This is a genomic window from Kitasatospora sp. NPDC001683 (assembly GCF_053596495.1).
In genome coordinates this window covers 13,833-32,003 of record NZ_JBSFGK010000090.1, presented here as the reverse complement: position 1 = coordinate 32,003, position 18,171 = coordinate 13,833, and the positions used below count along the sequence as shown (strand labels likewise).

Annotated in this window: 13 protein-coding genes and 1 pseudogene; 9 read left to right on the top strand and 5 right to left on the bottom strand. The window is 72.3% G+C overall.

Features of this window, described 5'->3' with window-relative positions; genetic code table 11:
- The 4 genes and pseudogenes from ACWCYO_RS32950 to ACWCYO_RS32935 all read left to right on the top strand — a co-directional run.
- Window positions 1-357, top strand: a pseudogene (locus ACWCYO_RS32950) (potassium-transporting ATPase subunit B); the annotation flags it as partial.
- A 13-nt stretch (window positions 358-370) separates the two neighbouring features.
- Complete coding sequence (kdpC, locus tag ACWCYO_RS32945) at window positions 371-988, top strand: K(+)-transporting ATPase subunit C (protein WP_449786267.1); 618 nt, start codon at window positions 371-373, stop codon at window positions 986-988.
- Window positions 989-1,155: 167 nt separating this feature from the next.
- Window positions 1,156-3,690: an ATP-binding protein gene (locus ACWCYO_RS32940; RefSeq protein ID WP_449786266.1), complete on the top strand. Its 2,535-nt coding sequence runs from the start codon at window positions 1,156-1,158 to the stop codon at window positions 3,688-3,690.
- A complete protein-coding gene (locus ACWCYO_RS32935) occupies window positions 3,687-4,361 on the top strand; it encodes a response regulator (RefSeq protein ID WP_449786265.1) in 675 nt (224 codons plus the stop codon). The genes ACWCYO_RS32940 and ACWCYO_RS32935 overlap by 4 nt, the downstream gene beginning before the upstream one ends.
- 143 nt (window positions 4,362-4,504) lie before the next feature.
- Here ACWCYO_RS32935 and ACWCYO_RS32930 read toward each other — a convergent pair whose 3' ends face one another.
- Both ACWCYO_RS32930 and ACWCYO_RS32925 read right to left on the bottom strand, forming a co-directional pair.
- Complete coding sequence (locus ACWCYO_RS32930; RefSeq protein WP_449786264.1) at window positions 4,505-5,872, bottom strand: hypothetical protein; 1,368 nt, start codon at window positions 5,870-5,872, stop codon at window positions 4,505-4,507.
- A 426-nt stretch (window positions 5,873-6,298) separates the two neighbouring features.
- The gene (locus tag ACWCYO_RS32925) at window positions 6,299-7,030 is read right to left on the bottom strand and encodes a GbsR/MarR family transcriptional regulator (RefSeq protein ID WP_270142721.1); all 732 of its coding nucleotides are present in this window, start codon (window positions 7,028-7,030) and stop codon (window positions 6,299-6,301) included.
- A gap of 260 nt (window positions 7,031-7,290) precedes the next feature.
- Here ACWCYO_RS32925 and ACWCYO_RS32920 point away from each other — a divergent pair, with 260 nt between their 5' ends.
- Genes ACWCYO_RS32920 through ACWCYO_RS32910 form a run of 3 tightly spaced genes read left to right on the top strand, consistent with a single transcriptional unit; the run spans window position 7,291 to window position 8,536 of the window.
- Window positions 7,291-7,698 (top strand): hypothetical protein, encoded by a 408-nt coding sequence (locus ACWCYO_RS32920; RefSeq protein ID WP_270142723.1) that lies wholly within the window; start codon window positions 7,291-7,293, stop codon window positions 7,696-7,698.
- Between the two features lie 50 nt (window positions 7,699-7,748).
- On the top strand, window positions 7,749-8,225 hold the full coding sequence (locus tag ACWCYO_RS32915) for an alpha/beta fold hydrolase (protein ID WP_449786263.1): 477 nt from the start codon (window positions 7,749-7,751) through the stop codon (window positions 8,223-8,225).
- Entirely contained in the window at window positions 8,198-8,536 is a 339-nt protein-coding gene (locus ACWCYO_RS32910; protein WP_449786269.1) for a hypothetical protein, read from the top strand. The genes ACWCYO_RS32915 and ACWCYO_RS32910 overlap by 28 nt, the downstream gene beginning before the upstream one ends.
- Window positions 8,537-9,094: 558 nt before the next feature.
- Here the strand turns inward: ACWCYO_RS32910 and ACWCYO_RS32905 are convergent.
- Entirely contained in the window at window positions 9,095-11,512 is a 2,418-nt protein-coding gene (locus ACWCYO_RS32905; RefSeq protein ID WP_449786262.1) for a DUF4118 domain-containing protein, read from the bottom strand.
- Window positions 11,513-12,130: 618 nt separating this feature from the next.
- On the opposite strand from ACWCYO_RS32905, the gene ACWCYO_RS32900 reads away from it, so the two are divergent.
- Window positions 12,131-14,365, top strand: coding sequence for an alpha-L-fucosidase (locus tag ACWCYO_RS32900; RefSeq protein ID WP_449786261.1), 2,235 nt, complete (start codon window positions 12,131-12,133; stop codon window positions 14,363-14,365).
- A 145-nt stretch (window positions 14,366-14,510) separates the two neighbouring features.
- On the top strand, window positions 14,511-14,633 hold the full coding sequence (locus ACWCYO_RS32895) for a hypothetical protein (protein ID WP_449786260.1): 123 nt from the start codon (window positions 14,511-14,513) through the stop codon (window positions 14,631-14,633).
- Between the two features lie 59 nt (window positions 14,634-14,692).
- Here ACWCYO_RS32895 and ACWCYO_RS32890 read toward each other — a convergent pair whose 3' ends face one another.
- Window positions 14,693-16,390: an ATP-binding cassette domain-containing protein gene (locus ACWCYO_RS32890; RefSeq protein WP_449786259.1), complete on the bottom strand. Its 1,698-nt coding sequence runs from the start codon at window positions 16,388-16,390 to the stop codon at window positions 14,693-14,695.
- Window positions 16,387-18,123, bottom strand: a complete 1,737-nt coding sequence (locus tag ACWCYO_RS32885; RefSeq protein ID WP_449786258.1) for an ABC transporter ATP-binding protein/permease — start codon at window positions 18,121-18,123, stop codon at window positions 16,387-16,389. Before ACWCYO_RS32885 ends, ACWCYO_RS32890 begins: the two co-directional genes overlap by 4 nt.
- Window positions 18,124-18,171 lie beyond the last annotated feature (48 nt).

Here is an 18,171-nt window from a genome sequence, read left to right as displayed (position 1 = left end):
AAGCAGCTGCTGATCACCCGCGGCGCGCTGACCACGTTCTCGATCGCCAACGACGTGGCCAAGTACTTCGCGATCATCCCCGCGATGTTCGCCGGCGTGTACCCGGGCCTGAGCCACCTCAACATCATGGGCCTGCACAGCCCCCAGTCCGCGATCACCTCCGCGATCGTCTTCAACGCCCTGGTCATCATCGGCCTGATCCCGCTCGCCCTGCGCGGCGTGAAGTACCGCCCGTCCGACGCCAGTTCACTGCTGGCCCGCAACATCGGGATCTACGGCGTCGGCGGCTTGATCGTGCCGTTCGTCGGCATCAAGCTGATCGACCTGATCGTCCAGTTCATCCCCGGTCTGAGCTGAGAGAACGAGAACCATGCCCACCATCGTGCGCACCCACCTCACCGCGCTGCGGGCGCTGCTGGTGATGACCGTCCTGTGCGGCATCGCCTACCCGCTGCTGATCACCGGGATCAGCCAGGCCGTCTTCAGCGACAAGGCCAACGGCTCGATCGTGAAGTCCGACGGCAAGGAGGTCGGTTCGAGCCTGCTCGGCCAGAACTACGACCTGCCGAAGAAGAATCCCGACGACCCGAAGGAGGAGCCGGTGCCGGACCCGAAGTGGTTCCAGCCCCGGCCCTCCGCCAACAACCACGCAGGCGACAACTCCGGCGCCAGCAACCTCGGCCCGAACAGCGACGACCTGCTGAAGGCCGTCAACGACCGCCGCGCCGCCGTCGCCGCCTTCGACGGCGTCGACCCGGCGAGCGTGCCTGCCGACGCGCTGACCGCCTCCGGCTCCGGCCTCGACCCGCACATCTCGGTGGCCTACGCCAAGGAGCAGGTCAACCGGGTCGCCAAGGAGCGCAGCCTGCCGGCGGACACGCTGAACCAGCTGGTCGACAAGTACACCGAGGGTCGCTCGCTCGGCTTCCTCGGCCAGGAGGGCGTCAACGTCGTCCTCCTCAACAAGGCGATCAGCGAGCAGAAGTGACCGCCTCGGCACGCTGAGGTTCCAAGCCGACCCGGGCGCGGTGCACACCATGCCGCACCCGGGTCGGTCGCCCGTTCTCCCCGTCCGCCCGGCGGGGCACACCTCACCATCCACCGGGCCGACAGCACACCCGTACCGGTCGCCCTTCGTCAGAAAGCGCAGCTCCCATGCCCCCTGACCTCACCCCCGGCACCGTTTACCGCCGCGGACGGCTGCGGGTCTACCTCGGATCGGCCCCTGGTGTCGGCAAGACCTACCGCATGCTGGACGAGGCCCACCGACGGCGAGATCGCGGCGCGGACGTGGTCGTCGGCTTCATCGAGACCCACGGGCGCAAGCACACCGCGGGAATCCTCGACGGACTTGAGGTGGTTCCCCGCCTGCGCCGGCGTTACCGCGACACCGACTTCGAGGAGATGGACCTCGACGCCATCCTCGCCCGTCGGCCCTCCGTCGTCCTGGTCGACGAACTCGCCCACACCAACATCCCCGGCGGACGCAACGCCAAGCGCTGGCAGGACATCGAGGAACTGCTCGCCGCCGGGATCGACGTCATCACCACCGTCAACATCCAGCACCTGGAATCGCTGAACGACGTCGTCCAGAAGATCACCGGCATCCCCCAGCGCGAGACCGTCCCGGACGAGGTCGTCCGCCGGGCCGACCAGATCGAACTCGTCGACATGGCCCCGCAGGCGCTGCGCCGGCGCATGGCCCACGGCAACGTCTACAAGGCCGAGAAGGTCGACGCGGCCCTGTCCAACTACTTCCGCGTCGGCAACCTCACCGCCCTGCGCGAACTCGCCCTGCTCTGGGTCGCCGGGCGGGTCGACGAAGGCCTGCGCGACTACCGCTCGACCCACAACATCGACCGGGTCTGGGAGACCCGCGAACGCGTCGTCGTGGCGATCACCGGAGGCCCCGAGGGCGAGACGATCATCCGCCGCGCCGCCCGGATCGCCGACCGGACCGCCGGCGGCGAGCTGCTGGCCGTGCACGTCAGTCGCAGTGACGGCCTGGCAGGCGCCTCGCCCGGCGCGCTCGCCCAGCAGCGCCAGCTGGTGGAAGACCTGGGCGGCAGCTACCACGTCGTCGTGGGCGATGACGTCCCCACCGCGCTGTTGGCCTTCGCCCGCGCGCACCACGCCACCCAGCTGGTGCTCGGCACCAGCCGCCGCGGCCGGATCAACCGCTTCCTCACCGGCCCCGGCAACGGCCAGACGACCATCGACGCGTCCGAGGACATCGACGTCCACATGGTCACCCACGAGTTCACCGGCCGCGGCCGGATCCTCCCCAAACTCGGCCCCCGCCACTCCACGCGCCGCACCATCGCCGGCTACCTGGCCGGCCTGGCGGTGCCCACGCTGCTGACGGCCGTGCTGTCCCGGTTCCACCACTCGGTCAACCTCACCACCGACGCACTGATCTTCCAACTCGGCGTCGTGGCCGTCGCGTTGCTCGGTGGCGCGACCTCGGCCCTGTTGGCCTCGCTGGTGGCCTCGCTGCTGCTCAACTACTTCTTCATCCCGCCCGTCCACACCTTCACCATCGACGAGACCAACAACTTCATCGCCCTGGTGGTCTTCGCGGTCGTCGCACTCACCGTCTCCACCGTCGTCGACCACGCCGCCCGCCTCACCACCCGGGCCGCCCGCGCCACCGCCGAGGCCGAGGCCCTCTCCACCCTGGCCGGCAGCGTGCTGCGCGGCGCCGACGCCTTGCCCGCCCTGCTGGACAAGACCCGCACCGCCTTCGGCCTGGACTCCGTCGCCCTGCTCGACCGCAGCGGCGCCACCGTCGCCCGCAGCGACTCCGACGGCGAGCCTGCCACCGACCGCACGGTCACCGAACTACCCGCCGGACCGGACGCCTTGCTGATCCTGGCCGGACGCCAGGTCTCCGCCACCGACCAACGCGTCCTCACCGCCTTCGCCGCGCACATCGCCGCCGCGCTCGAACGCGACCGCCTCGCCACCGCCGCCGCCGAGGTCGAACCGATCAAGGCCGCCGACAAGATGCGCACCGCCCTGCTCGCCGCCGTCAGCCACGACCTGCGCACCCCGCTCGCCGCCGCCCTCGTCGCCGTCGGCTCACTGCGCAGCCCCGACGTCGAGTTCGCACCCGCCGACCGCGACGAACTCCTCACCATGGCCAATGAGTCACTGCTCAAGCTCACCGCACTGGTCGACAACCTCCTCGACATGAGCCGCCTCCAGGCCGGCGCACTCACCCTCAACCTGGAGGCCACCCAGCTCGACGAGGTACTGCCCCGGGCGATGGACTCCCTGGCCGACCCGGACGCCGCCGTCCAGCCCCTCGACCTCGACACCGCCCCGCCGGTGCTCGCCGACCCGCCCCTGCTGGAACGCGTCCTCGCCAACCTCATCGCCAACGCACTGCGGCACAACGCCCCCGGCGCGCCCGTCCTGGTCACCGCGAGCGGCCACGCCGACCAGGTCGAGATCCGTGTCGTCGACCGCGGCCCCGGCATCGCCCCAGAGGACCGCGACCGGGTCTTCCTCCCCTTCCAACGCCTCGGTGACACCGACAACACCACCGGCGTCGGCCTCGGCCTCGCCCTCTCCCGCGGCCTCGCCGAAGCCATGGGCGGCACCCTCGAAGTCGAGGACACCCCCGGCGGCGGCACCACCATGCTGCTCACCCTCCCCGCCGCCACGCACTTCGAGGCGGAACAGTGAGCCGCGTCCTGCTGGTCGACGACGATCCGCTGCTGCTGCGAACCCTGCGGATCAACCTCAGTGCCCGCCACTACACGGTCCTCACCGCGCACAGCGGCCAGGAGGCACTCGACGTGGCCGAGCGTGAGCAGCCCGACGCCGTCCTCCTCGACCTCGGCCTTCCCGACCTCGGCGGCATCGACGTCCTGAAGGGCATGCGCGCCCACCTCGATGTGCCGATCATCGTGCTCTCCGGGCACACCGACCCCGAGGAGATGGTCCGCGCCCTCGACGCCGGGGCCGACGACTACGTCACCAAACCGTTCGACCCCGACGAACTCTTCGCCCGGCTGCGGGCCGTCCTGCGAAGACCGCTCCACCTCGTCCGCGAACACAACCCCAGGATCGGCGAGTACGAGATCGACACGGACGCCACCACCGCCACCGGGCCGGACGGGCCCGTCCGGCTCACCCCCACCGAGTGGAAGATCCTCACCCTCCTGCTGGCCGACCCGGGCCACCTGGTGCCCGGCCGGCGGATCCTGCGCGAGGTATGGGGCCCCACCGCCGAGAAGCAGCGCCACTACCTGCGCGTCTACCTCGCCGGCCTGCGCCGCAAGCTCGAACCCGACCCCGCCCGCCCCCGCCACCTGATCACCGAGGCCGGCATGGGTTACCGCTACGAGCCCTGACCCGCCCACGGGAGCACAGGTCCGCAGCCAGTGAGCTGAAGCTGGGCACGTCGGTGCTGGGGCAGCCGAGTGCCTTCGCGGCGGCCCGGTGGGCGAACGCCACTGCGAGCTCCGCCCCTGCCCCGGCTGGGATTGCGTCCCGCTCACGCGAACTCGCGCAGGCGCGGCCGCACCCCCGCCGCGGTCAGGGCGAGCGCCGCCGCAAGGGCCGCCGCACCCAGTCCGGCCGTGGCGGCGTCGAGGTCGTCGTCGGTGGCGGCGACGGCTCCGTCGAAGGCGCGCTGGTTGATCGCCTGGTTGTCCTCAAGGGCGGCGCTGAGCACGTCGAAGTCGGCGTTGGACTGGCCCGCGGTGGTGCCGGTGTCGAAGGTGACGGCCTCCTTGAGCTTGCCCTGGACGTTGAGCTCGCGGATCTTCCGGTCGTCGCGCTGGTACTGCTGGAACGCGGCCAGCACCCGTTCCGCCGCTTCCTGTTCCCCGGGAAAGGTGATGTTGCGCAGTTCTTCGCCGAGGTACCCGCCGAACCCGACCTGGCCGTGGTCGGCCCGGTGCTTGTCGGCGAGCGCGGCGAGCTTGTCGTTGTACGTGGCGAGCGCGGCGCCGTCGATCCGGGCGAAGGACTGGGTCTTGTCGAGGAAGCTCTGCTCGTACGCGGCCGCCCGGGCGGGGTCGGTCAGGTAGCGGCTCTCGTCGGCGTTGAGGTCGTACGCGACCGCGCGGGCCCGGCTGAGCGCGATCACCGAGTCGAAGGAGTTGCTCTTCGCGACCACCAGCTGGTGGTCCACCCGGGAGGTCAGCGTCAGCGCGGTGACCAGTCCGGCGAGGGTGAGCAGGGTGGTGGCGGCCAGCGGCACGTTCACCAGCCGCCGGAAGCGCACCGCGAGCAGCCGCTGCAGCAGCCCGAGGGCGGCCAGGGCCAGCAGGCCGGTGACCAGGATCGTCCACCAGCCGCCGGACAGGGCGTCGCGCCGGTCGGTGTAGTTGCGCTCCACGACGGCGGCGTTGGCCTTGGTCACCTCGTCGACGGCCGGCAGCAGGCGCTGGCGCAGCAGGTCGGTGGCCTGGCGATAGGCCGCGAGGGCGTTCGCCGAAGGGCGGCCGACGGGGGCGTGGGCCTGTTCTTCCAGCAGCTGGGCGCGGGCCACCAGCGCCTCGTACTGGCCGAGTTCGCCGATGACGGTCTGCACGGCCCGCTGCCCGGCCGCGTCGCCGGCCACCGCTTCCGTGACGCGCTGCAGGTCGGTGTCGGCCTGGGTGCGGCGCTGCTCGTAGGTGTCCAGCGTGTCCTTGCGCAGCGCCGTGTAGTCCGGGTCGGCGCCGAACAGCAGCAGGTTGGCGGCCTGGGCGTCCATGTCGTTGAGCGCGAAGTAGAGGTCGGCCGAGCGCACCACCTGCGGGGCGGCCTGGTGTCCGATCACGTCCGTGCCGTCGCGGGCGCCGCCCAGAACGGCGGCGGTCGCCGTGCCGGCGCCGAGCAGCGCCACCAGGCAGAGCCCGGTCAGCCCACGCACCAGGCGCGGGGTGTGCCACCAGTCCCGGCTACGCCAGGAGCGGCCGAGCCGGTGACCGGGGGCACGCGGCGCGGGCAGTGGTAGGGCTGTCTCCTGCCGCGCTGTCTCCGACGCGACCGTTTTCTCCACGACTGCCGTACCGCTCGATCCTCCCGCTGGCATCGCCGCGCGCCCCTCCCCCGGTTTTCGCACTGGCCGCCGAACCCGCCCCGGAGGAGCCCGCCGGGGTCGGGATTCGGCAAACGGTCCACCGCCAGGCCCCACGCCCGGGCGGCGAACCGTTTCCTCGCAGCTCACGCTAGGGTGCGGCCGAACCTCAGTCCGCTCGTCCTGACGCGTCCTTGACGCGGTCGGCAGCCGTCTTGACGCGGCATTGTCGCCACTGGTCAGAGTCGAGGCAGAGCCCGTACTACGAGGCCTCGTGGCTCAGGGTGCACCGCCGGCCGCGTCGCGGTCCGCCTGGCCCTGCTGCCACTGGTGGATGACCTGGGTGAGGGTCTCGCTCATGAGGGCCAGGAAGTCGGCGGAGTCCCGGAAGCGGGCGCCGGCAGGGGTGGCGGGGCCGAGGGCCTCGGCGGCGCTGCGGAGTTCGGCCACCAGGGCGGTGTGCATCCGCACCGTGGCCAGGGTGGACCGGAGCCAGATCTCGCCGTCGATGACGTAGCGCTCGCGGCGCTCACCGGGAACCCGTTCCCGCCGGAGCAGGCCCTGTTGTTCGAGGAAGGCGACGGCGTGCGAGACGGACGCGGGGCTGACCCGGAGCTGCTGGACCAGGTCCGCGGCGGTGAGGGTGCCTGAGTCGGTGACGAGCAGGCAGACCAGTACCTTGGCCGTCATCGTGGGCATGCCTTGCTGCTCGATGAGCGTGATGACGGACCCCGCGACGTCCCGGACGACCCGTGGGTCGCGACCCTGGCCGTCGGCGAGCGGCGGCGGTGCGTGGGGTGGGTCCTGCTTGGGCCGGCGCGCGCGGTGACGGGTGGCTTCCTGGGCCCGGTCAGCCCGGTAGTCGTCCGGTCCGCCATTGCGGGTGACCTCGCGCATGACCGTGGAGGCGGGCCGCTCCAGGCGGCGGCCGATCTCCGTGTATCCGAGCCCCTCGGCCAGCCCGGCAGCGATCTGCCGGCGGTCCTCGTCGGTGAGCCTGCCTCCGGGCATCGGTGTCCGTCTCCTCAAGGTCTGCGCGGCGTTCCCGCGTCCTGCCGCACAGTATCCGAACTTGCCAGGGTCATTGCAATGCACCCCGCGATCACCCCTTGCGTTTACCATCACAGCCATTGCAATGGTGCGCACAAAACCCTTGATTTATAGGGAGAATCTGGGCTCACGATCGTTGCGAGATCTGTAAACGCAATGTACCGTCCTAGGTGTTCAGCGATTGCCGAACGGTCATCACCCAGCCGAAGGAGCACCCCACCATGTCCATCACCCTCTCCGAGCAGGACAAGCTGACCCTCCGCACCGCCGCCTATGGCGCCGTCGCACTGCTGACCGCCGCCAGTGCCACCAACAAGCCCCACAAGATCGCCACCGAGGGCTCCATCGCCCTGTCGGCCGCGACCGGCCTGGTCGGGCACGTGCTCGCCGAGAAGTCCGAGGGCGCCAAGGTCGACGGCAAGTCCGTGGCCGCCATCGCGGACCAGGTGCTGCCCGCCTTGACGGCGGCGATGAGCCTGCTCAAGCGGCAGGACCAGGCCGAGGCCGAGAACTTCCGCAGCACCGTCCTGGTCGCCATCGCCGCAGCCACCCGGGGCCTCAAGGGCGAGCCCGGCCCGGTCCTGGCCGACATCACCCGCAAGATCACCGGCGCCCTCGACGCGGCCTGACCGGCGCGTCGGCACGTCGGCACGTCGACCACCCCGACCAGGAGGAAGTCATGACGAACGCGCAGTGGACCGGCATGGTGCCGGTGGACGACACGGCCTTGGCCGTCGCCGACACCGGGGGTTCCGGCGCCCCCGTGATCTACCTCAACGGCCAGTTCGCCACCCAGGGCTACTGGCGGCACACCATCGCCGAACTGGGCCCGCGCTGGCGGCACATCACCTACGACATGCGGGGCCGCGGCAGGAAGTCGGGGCGCTCGGCGGACTACTCCTTCGCCACCATGGTCACGGACGTCGACGCGGTGCTCGCCGCCCGGGGCGTGGACCGGGCGGTGGTGGTGGGCTGGTCCTACGGGGCTTTCGTCGCGGCGCACTGGGCCGGCCGCAACCCGGACCGGGCGCTGGGCGCGGTCATGGTCGAGGGCGCGCAGCCGTACGACTGGCTGGACGACGCGAGGAGCAGCGGATCCGCAAGCTGTTCCGACGGTTCTCCCCACTGGTGGCGCTGGCCCGCCCGACCGGCCTGACGCCCCGGATGACCGCCGCGCAGATGGCCGAGTGCAACATCGAGCTCGGCAAGGTCGCCCGCGCGAGCGCGATGAACCCGGTGCTGGACGCCATCACGGTCCCGGCGCGGTACGTGGTCGCCTCGGGGTCCTCCCTCGGCAGCAAGGGCGACGGGCAGGAACGGATCCGCGCGAGCCTCCAGGCGGTGACCGAACGGAACCCCAACATCGAGATCAGCGCGAAGGTCGCGAGCAACCACGACATGATCCTCAAGAAGGACTTCGCGGCCGTCGCCAAGGCCGTACGCGAGGTAGCCGGCACCAGCGGCTGACCGGCCCGTCCACCGGCGCGGCCATGAGCGCCGCACCGCGGCGACGTGGGCCCGGATCGACGCCGGGCCGCGAGGGCCACAGGCTCTCGATCCCCGCTCCGGACCAGCCCAATTCGGCATGCCGGTGTTCGGCGAAGGCGTTGCAGCACAGCCGGACGGACATACCCACCACCGGCGCGGCCAATGGCCGGGAGCACGCTCCGGCCGGTGCGGCCAGTCCGGTGTACGCGAGGTACGGGAACCAGCCGGCATGGAGCTCGCCCAGCCAGCCGAGGCCGAGCGCGAGCGCACCCCCGGCGACCAGGGCCACCGTGCCGGACACCGAGACCGGCAAACGGTCGAGAGCGGGACGGTAGCGATGGCCGCCGGGGCGGGCCGAGTACATGCGCATGGTCCTGTCCCAGCTTCGCCGCAAGTTCGTTCGACGCCACCCAACCCGACGGCCATTGCCCCGCCGCCTCGCCCCGCCGCCTCGCCTTGACGCAATCCTCACGCTGCCGCCCGACATCCCGACGCGATCTTGACGCCCCGGATCGCCGACCGGTCCCTGCCATGGGCTCAGGCCACCGCACGAACCAGGCTGACCACATAGGCGGTGCCGCCGCCAGGTGCCTCCTCGACGGTCAGCTCACCGTTCATCGCCTCCACGAAGCCCCGCACCACCGCCAGGCCCGCCGCTTCCCGGGCGGGATCCTCGTGGACGGCCATCCGGACGTCCACCCGCCCAGCCACCACACCGGCGTCGACCACGGCCCCCGCCCCCGGCGCCCCCCAGGCCAGGACGTCAGCGAACGCCCGCTCCAGGAGCCCGGGATCGGCGAGCACGCGAGGCAACTCCGCCCCGACGTCGACGCGAACGCCGCCCAGTCCCTCGGCAGCGGCCCGCACCACCTCGGCCACCGCCGTCGGGCGCAGCACCACCGGCATCACCCCGGCCCGCAACCTGCTCAGGTCCAGCAGGTTGGCGACCAACCGCTCCATCCGCTCCACCTCCGCGGCGATCCGCCGCCCGGCCGCACCACGCAACTGCCCGGCCTCCCGCCTCACCGCCGCCAGCGGCGCCCGCAGGTCCTGTCCGACGGCCTCCAGCAGCGCGGTGTGCAGCGCGTCGGTGTGCGCGAGCACCTCCGCCGCCGACGCCTTTGCAGCCAGCCGCTCCCGCTCCCGAGCCAGCTTCAGCTGGGTGACGTACGGCCCGAGCAGCCGCGTGTCCTCCTCGGTGAGCGGCGCGCCGCGCAGGACCAGCACCGCGTCCTCACCCAGGTCGACGGAGAAGGACCCTTCGTCCGGCCGCAGCGGTGCCTGCGCCCCGGCGGAGACCGCCGGTTGCCACATCGCCCCCGTACGGACCAGCACCGCAGCCGCTTCCAGCCCGAAGACCTGCCGCAGCTCCGCCACCAGATCGGACGACACCCGCGCCCCCGACTCCACCGTCTCCCCCGCCAACCGGGTGAGGACGGCCGCCTCCGCACGCGCCCGGCCCGCCTGCTGCGAGCGCCGCGTCAGACCGTCGATCTGGTGGGAGATCACCCCGGCCGCCGCGAGGAAGACCAGTAGCGCCGCGACGTCCGCGCCCCGCTCCACCGCCAGGCTGTGCCACGGCATGGTGAAGAAGAAGTCCGCTGCCAGCGCCCCGGCCGCCGTGCTTCCCGCCGCCGGAAACAACCCGCCCAGCCGAGCCGTCCCCGCCACCACCAGCAGCAGGCACAGCAGCACGCCGGACAGACCCAGCGAGCCGCGCAGCGGAGACAGCGCCCAGACCAGCGCAACCGCCCCGACCGGTCCGAGCAGCCACGCCAGCCGACGTCGCCGGACCGGGACCAGCGCCGGGCGGCGTCTGCGGGGTGCGGGCGGCACGGTCAGCAGTCCCGGCTCGGGCGGCGGCAGCACCCGCACGTCGATCGGGCCGGCCAGCCGGATCACCCGGTTGATCACCGAACCGGAGACCAACTCGCGCAGCCGGCTGCGGCTCGTCGGCCCCAGCAGGATCTGGGTGGCGCTCTCCGCCCGGGCGAAGTCCACCAGCGCCCGGGCCGCGTCGCCGCCGCTCACCTCCACGTAGCTGCCGTGCAGCTCCCGCAACAGCGCCCGCTGCGCCGCCAGACCCGGCGGCTCACGCTGCGCCGTGCCGTCGTCCAGCCGGACGTGCACGCCGATCAGGTCCCCGTGCACCCGGGCCGCCGTCCGGGCTCCCCGGCGGATCAGGTGCTCGCCCTGCGGGGCGCCGTTGAGGGCGACCATGATCCGTTCCTTGGTCTCCCAGGGCGCCCGGATGCCGTGCCGGGCCCTGTAGTCGGCCAGCTCCTCCTCCACCCGGTCCGCCAGCCACAGCAGCGCCAGCTCCCGCAGCGCTCCGAGGTTGCCGGGCCGGAAGTAATGGTCCAGCGCCACGTCGATCCGGTCCGGCGCGTAGATCTCGCCCTGCGCCATCCGCGCGCGCAGCGCCTGCGGGCTCAGGTCGACCAGCTCGATCCGGTCGGCCGCCCGGACCACCTCGTCCGGGATCGTCTCGCGCTGCGCGACGCCGGTGATCTGCTCGACGACGTCGTTGAGGCTCTCCAGGTGCTGGATGTTGAGCGTCGTCGCCACGTCGATCCCGGCTTCCAGCAGCTCCCGCACATCCTGCCAGCGCTTCGCGTTCCGCCCGCCGGGCACGTTGGTGTGCGCGAGCTCGTCCACCAGCGCGAGAGCCGGGTGGCGTGCCAGCAGCGCGTCCACGTCCAGCTCCGTCAGCTCCGTCCCCCGGTACGACACCGGCCGCCGGGGCAGGACCGGCAGGTCCCCCAGCTGCTCCTCCGTACCGCGCCGACCGTAGGTCTCCACCAGGCCGACCACCACGTCCAGCCCCTCACCGCGCAGCCGCTGGCCCTCCCGGAGCATGGCGTACGTCTTCCCGACCCCCGGCGCCGCCCCCAGGAACACCCGCAGTTTCCCGGCCACCGCCGTCCCGCCGCCTCTCTCCGCTTCCAGGTCCATGCTCCGCCCTACCCGACGTGGACGCGCGGGACCGGGAGGGGTAGTCCATCCCCCTCCCCCGGAGGGGAATCGGGGACAGTCGGCTTCGTCAGGCCCCGGCCGCGCCCCGGCGTCCGGCAGGCAGTCGGGCCGCCCGGCCTCGCGCGCGGGGCGGCTCGGCCGTCCGGCCGGTCAGCGCGGTCCACTGCCGACTGGAAACGTCATTGCAGTCCCCACAGCCGGGCCTGAGTCCCGTCCGTGGCGGAGTGCGCCCCCGTAGAGATATCACGTCCCCTGGCCATCAAACATCCTATGTATGCCGAGTGGCCATCCAACTCGACGCGGAGGGGACGGATCGGGAGATTACGCCCCTATATTGCTCGAACCAGTCCGAAGGCCAGGTCAGTGGCCCTGCCAAGTCCCCCAGATACATCCCATGTATCGCCAGCGAGCAGCTCGCCCTGCCCTATGCCTTGACAGTCGTCACGAGGCTGCCAGAATCGGCTGGGCCGGTTCTGTTATCGCTCACATTTCCCCGCCTTGCGCGCAGCAGGCCGTGTCGAGCCGCACGGCGTGCGCTGCCCGAGCTTCGGTGTCGCGACCCGGAACGTCCCCCGCCCAACGACGAAGGATCCAGCCATGGCGATCAACAGACGTGTCTTCCTGTCGAGTGCCGCCGGCATCGTTGCCGCCGCGACGGCGAATCTGACGATCGGTACGGCGAGGGCACTCGCGGCTCCGTCGTCCTACTCGCCCACCTGGGCCTCGGTGGATCAGCACCCGCCGGCGCCGGAGTGGTTCCAGGACGCCAAGTTCGGGATCTACTTCCACTGGGGCGCCTTCAGTGTCCCGGCGTACGGCAGCGAGTGGTACCCGCGGAACATGTACATCGGCGGAAGCGACGTGAACGACCATCACATCGCCACCTACGGAGACCCGTCGGTCTGGCCCTACAACAACTTCCTCGACGGGGCCCGCGACAAGGCCGGCAACTGGGTGCAGTTCTCGCCCAGGCTGATCTCCCAGGGCGGGAACTTCGACCCGGACGCCTGGGCCCAGCTGTTCGTGGACGCCGGCGCCCGGTTCGCCGGGCCGGTGGCGGAGCACCACGACGGCTTCTCGATGTGGAACAGCACGGTCAACGAGTGGAACTCGGTGCAGCGCGGGCCGCAGCTGAACCTGCTGCAGATCTTCCGCGACTCGATCCGGGGCAAGGGCCTGAAGCTGCTGGTGGCGATGCACCACGCCTACAACTTCAACGGCTACTACGACCACGCGCCGGCGCAGTCGACCACGAGCCTGCAGAAGCTCTTCGGCCAGCTGGGCACCACGGCGGAGAACCAGCTCTGGTACGACAAGCTCAAGGAGGTCATCGACCTGGCCCAACCGGACATCCTGTGGGAGGACTTCGACCTCTCCAAGGTCGACGAGACGCAACGCCTGAACTTCCTGTCGTACTACTACAACCAGGCCGTGGGCTGGGGCCGGGAGGTCGTGGCCACCTACAAGGACGGCTACGACAACCTCGGCGAGGTCTTCGACTACGAACGCGGCGGCCCGGGCGACATCGCCAACCCGTACTGGCTGACCGACGACAGCATCAGCAGTTCCAGCTGGTGCTACACCGTCGGCATCGGCTACTACTCCACCCAGCAGATGCTGCACGCGCTGATCGACCGGATCAGCAAGAACGGCAACATGCTGCTCAACATCGCTCCGATGGCGGACGGGACGATTCCCCAGGGCCAGAAGGACGTCCTGCTGGGCATCGGCGACCACCTCCACCGGTTCGGCGAGTCCCTGTACGCCACCCGGGCCTGGACGGTCTACGGGGAGGGACCGACCAAGATGGGCGGCGGCTCCTTCACCACCCCCGTAGCGGGCACGAACACGGACTTCCGGTTCACCCGCAGCAAGGACAGCACCGTCCTGTACGCCACGGTCCTGGGCTGGCCCGGGAGTTCCACGACCATCAGCACCCTGGCGAGCGGCCGCATCGACCTCAGCTCCCTGACCTCGGTCCAGCTGCTCGACGCGACCGCGGGCACGTACACCAGCCTGCCCGCGCCGACCCAGGCTGGCGACGGCCTGCACATCACCCTGCCGTCGTCCTCGGCCCCGTTCAATGCCCTCGCCTACGTACTGAAGTTCACCTTCTCCGGTCAGATCCCCGTCCTCCAGCCCGGGGACACCGGCGTGGTCACCGCGTACAGCGACATCTCCTACGCGGGCACGGCAGCCGGCCTGGTGCTGGGCTCCTACACGGCCGCCCAGCTGCAGAGCGCGGGGCTGGCGGCCCGGACCATCTCCTCCGTGCGGGTGCCGACGGGCTACCAGGTGATCGGCTACTCCGGCGACGACTTCACCGGGACGGCGTGGACCTTCAGCGCGGACAACTCGGATCTGCGCAACACGGGCAACAACGACGCCATCACCTCGCTGAAGGTGATCTTCAATCCCGCCACCTACTTCCGGATCAGCAACGTCACCGACGGCCTGGCCCTGGACAGCGGCGGCAACGTCGCCGCGGGCAGCAACCTCAAGCAGTGGACCTGGGACGGCAGCCCCAACCTCCAGTGGCAGGCCGTCGACCTCGGCAACGGCTACTACAAGCTGGTCAACCGCACCAACGGCATGGTCGCCGACGGCTGGGGCGCCACCTCCAACGGTGCCCCCGCCCAGCAGGCTGCCTGGAACGGCGGCAACAACCAGCAGTGGCAGATCACCAACCGTGGCCACGGCCTGTACAGCATCGCCAACCGCACCACGGGTCTGGTCCTGGACGGCGGGGGCCAGGTCGCCTCCGGCTCCGTCACCAAGCAGTGGGGCTGGAACGGCAGCCCCAACCTGCAGTGGTCCTTCATCGCACAGTAGGCCCCGCGGCCGGGCGGTCACGACACGCTGCCCAAGCCCCTGCGACGCCGTCAACAGGTCGGCCCCGCAGGCCCGTCCGCGTGGCCGCCGCGCTCCACCTCGTGGTGCGCGGCGGCCACGTCGTCCGATGCGAGCAGTCACGGCAGTGGCCCCCGATCGGGAAGCGGCACGCCTGGCGCGCCAGTTCGCCGCCGTCATCACCGCCTTCCTCACCGGCGCATTCGAAGGCGGCCTGCTGACAGCAACCGAGGCGGTCCACACCCTGTAGGACATTGAGGCCCGTGAGGAGTGGCAGAGCGGCTCCGACCGCTTCGGCAGCGTCACGGGCTATCCCGGAGAGCGCCTCCCCGCCCCCGTCCTGCCCGGGACGACCCTCACTCCGCGCGGGAATCCCCCGGTGCCGCAGGCGGGCTGATGGGACGCCACACCGGTCAGGTCGACCGTGACGTCCGGGTGCCATGGGAGGAATGCGACGTCCTGGTCCTGCAGGGCGAGGACCAGGGCCGAGTCGGGCAGCGCCCGGCGCAGCTCGCGCAGCAGCGCCTCGGCAGTCGGCCGGTCGAGCCCGGCGGTGGGTTCGTCGAGCAGCAGGATGCGTGGGCGGCGCAGGATCGCGCGGGCGATGGCGAGGCGGCGCCGCTGTCCTTGGGACAGGGCGCGGCCGGCGGGGCCGACCGGGGTGTCCAGGCGCAGGGCGTCGAGGCCGACCGTCGCCAGCGCGGCGCGCAGTCGCTCCGGGCTGGCGAGTGGTGCGGCCAGGCACAGGTTGGCCGATACGGTCGTGTCGGCGAGCCAGTCGTCGGCCTCGACCAGGGTGAGCACGTCGGCGACGGTCTCGGCGGGCAGGTCCGCGACGGGGGCGGCGCCCAGCCGTACCCGGCCGGAGGTGGTCGGCAGCCGGCCGGCCAACTGCCCGAGGAGGGTGGACTTCCCGCTGCCGTTGGGGCCGGTGACGACGACCAGCCGGGGAGCACGGACGGTGAACGAGAGTGGCCGCCCACCGTTGGCAGTGGGCAGGTCCACCGCGGCGAGCACCGGGCCGCCCCGCGTCGGCGCGGGCGGCTGCCGGGCGGCGGCGGTCGCGGCGAGCGGGCCCAGACGCGCAGCCGCGTCCTGGGCCTCGGCCAGCTCCTGGAGCGGCTGCGGAAGGCGCTCCAGCAGGTCCCACACCGCCGCGAGCAGCAGCACCTCGCCGACGGCGTCGGCCACCGGCTGCGACCAGCCGTCTGCCTGCAGCGCGAGCAGCAGGGCGAGACCCTGGCCGAGGGCGGCGAGCAGCCGCAGGCCCAGGCGGCCCACTCGCTGCTCGGCCGCCGCGGCGGCGGCCGCCGCCTCCTCGCGTTCCAGCGCCGTCGAGACGACACCCCGGACCTGCGGCATCGCGTCCAGGCAGCGCAGTTCGTTGAAGGCGGCCCGGGCGGCGATCAGGTCCGTCCGTGCGTCGGCCCGCGCGGCGGCGGCGCTTGCGAGGTGTCGCCGGGCCCGGCGGCCGGTGCGGATCGCCCACCAGGTGCCGCCCGCGAACACGCCGAGCTCGGCCGCGCCCAGTGTCGGGCTCGCCCGCAGCAGCAGCACTTCCACCAGCACCGCGGTGACGGCGCAGCCGGCGAGTGGCGCGACGACCTGGGCGGGCAGGCCGGCCACCGTCTCGACATCGGTGGTCAGGCGGGCGAGCAGGGTTCCGTCGCGTTGGGCGCGGAGCTGACGCGCGCTCAGCTCGCCCGCGCCCCGGACCAGGCGGCTGCGCAGGGTCACGGTCGTGGCGAGGACGACCCGGTGGCTGACCAGCCGTTCGAGGTAGCGCAGCGAGGTGCGCAGCAGGGCGAGGGCGCGCACCGTCCCCGACGGGTACATCCACGACCAGGTCGTGTTGGCCAGCAGTGTCACCAGCGCGCAGGTCGTCAGGAACCAGCCGGACAGGCCCAGCAGGGCCGTCGCGCTCAGTTCCGCTGCCGCGGCCAGGGCGATGCCGACGGCCAGGTCGCGGCGGGGCGTGGAGTGGCGCAGCAGTTTCCAGGCGTTCATCGCGTCCTTCCCCGGTCCAGGCGGATCGTCCGGTCCGCGAGTGGCAGCAGTGCGGGGCTGTGGGTGGCGAGCAGCACGCTCCGGCCGCGTGTCAGTGTGCGCAGGGCCGCCACCACACGGGCCTCCGCCACCGGGTCGAGGTGGGCCGTGGGCTCGTCCAGGCAGAGCAGCGGTGCGTCCCGCAGCAGGGCCCGCACCAGGGAGAGTTGCTGGGACTGGCCGGAGGAGAGCCCGCTGCCCCGCTCGCCGAGCGGGGTGTCCAGCCCGCCCGGCAGGTCGGCGAGCAGGTCGCCGAAGCCGAGCGTGCGGAAGGCTGCGGCGAGTTCCGCGTCGCTGGCGTCCGGCCGAACCAGCAGCAGGTTCTCGCGGACGGTGCCGGGCAGCAGGTGCGCGGGCTGGCCGACCCAGGCGACCGAGCCGGGTGACGGCGGCTGCCGGGTGCCTTCCCGTTCGTGGGCGACGGTTCCGGCGGTGGGTTCGGCCAGTCCCGCGGCGACAGCGAGCAGGGTCGACTTGCCCGCGCCGCTGGGCCCGGTGACGGCGAGGAAGGCGCCGGGGGTGAGGTCGAGACTCACGTCGTCCAGCGCGAGGTCCTCCCGATCGGGGTGACGGACCGTCACTCGATCCAACCGCACGCCGACCGCGTCGCCGGTGCGCCGGTCCGGCGCGGGCCGGGCCGGTGCCACGCCCCCGCTGCCGAGGACCTCGTCGATCAGCTCCGCCGCGGCGCGGGCCTCGGCGCGGGCGTGGTAGCCGCGCGCCAGGTCCCGGGCGGGGGCGAAGTAGGTGGGGGTGAGCACCAGCACGAAGAGCGCGGTGGCCAGGCTCATCCGGCCTGGCACCAACGGCAGCTGGAGGTAGTCGAGCAGCGCCAGCCCGCAGTAGGTCGCCACCACGGCGAGGGTCCCGGTGATCAGCAGCTCGATCCAGGCGCTGGAGAGGAAGGCGACCCGCAGCACCGTCTGCGTGCGGCGGGCCAGTTCCTCGTCGTCCTCGCGCAGCGCGACCGCTGCGGTCTCCCGGGCACCCAGTCCGATCAGCGTCGGCAGGCCGCGCAGCTGGTCGAGCAGGCGCGCGCTGTGGCCGCGCACCGCCGTGAGCTGCGCGTGGACGGCGGCCTGCGTGCCCAGGCCGATGACCTTCAGGTTGGCGGGCAGCAGCGGGGTGGCGGCGACCAGGATCAGTGCCACGAACCAGCTGCGGACCGCGATGGCGGCCAGCGTCAGGCCGCTGCCCAGCAGCATGGTCGTGCGGGCGGGGACGTACTCGGTGAGCCACTCGGTCAGCCGGGCGACCTCGCCGGTCAGGGACTCGGCGAGGGCGGCGTCACCGATGCTGGGGCGGGCGGGGCCGTGCGCCGGCAGAGCTGCGGCGAGCAGACGCTCGCGCAGGGCCGCGCGCACCCGGCGGGCGCCACGCGCGGCAGCCGCGTCGGCGGTGGCGAGCAGCGCCGACCGGACCGCCAGACCGGCCAGCACGAGCCCGGCACCGGGCAGGACCTGCACCGGGAGCCGTCCACCGTGCTGGCCGGTGAGCCCGCGCTGCGCGGCCCAGGCCAGACCCGCCGCCCATAGCACGGTACCCAGTGGGGCCAACCCGCGCAGCAGGCCCGCCCGCCGCAACTCCCGGCGGCCCGGCTCGGCCCACACGTGCAGCCGGGCCGACACTTCGTCGTCCCGGCCCCGGGCCCGCTCGTCGCCGAGCTCGGTCAGCAGGGCGGCCGAGGCGCTCATGCGCCCACCTCGCTCCGCTCGGCAGGAGCACTCGCCCACGCGCACCCT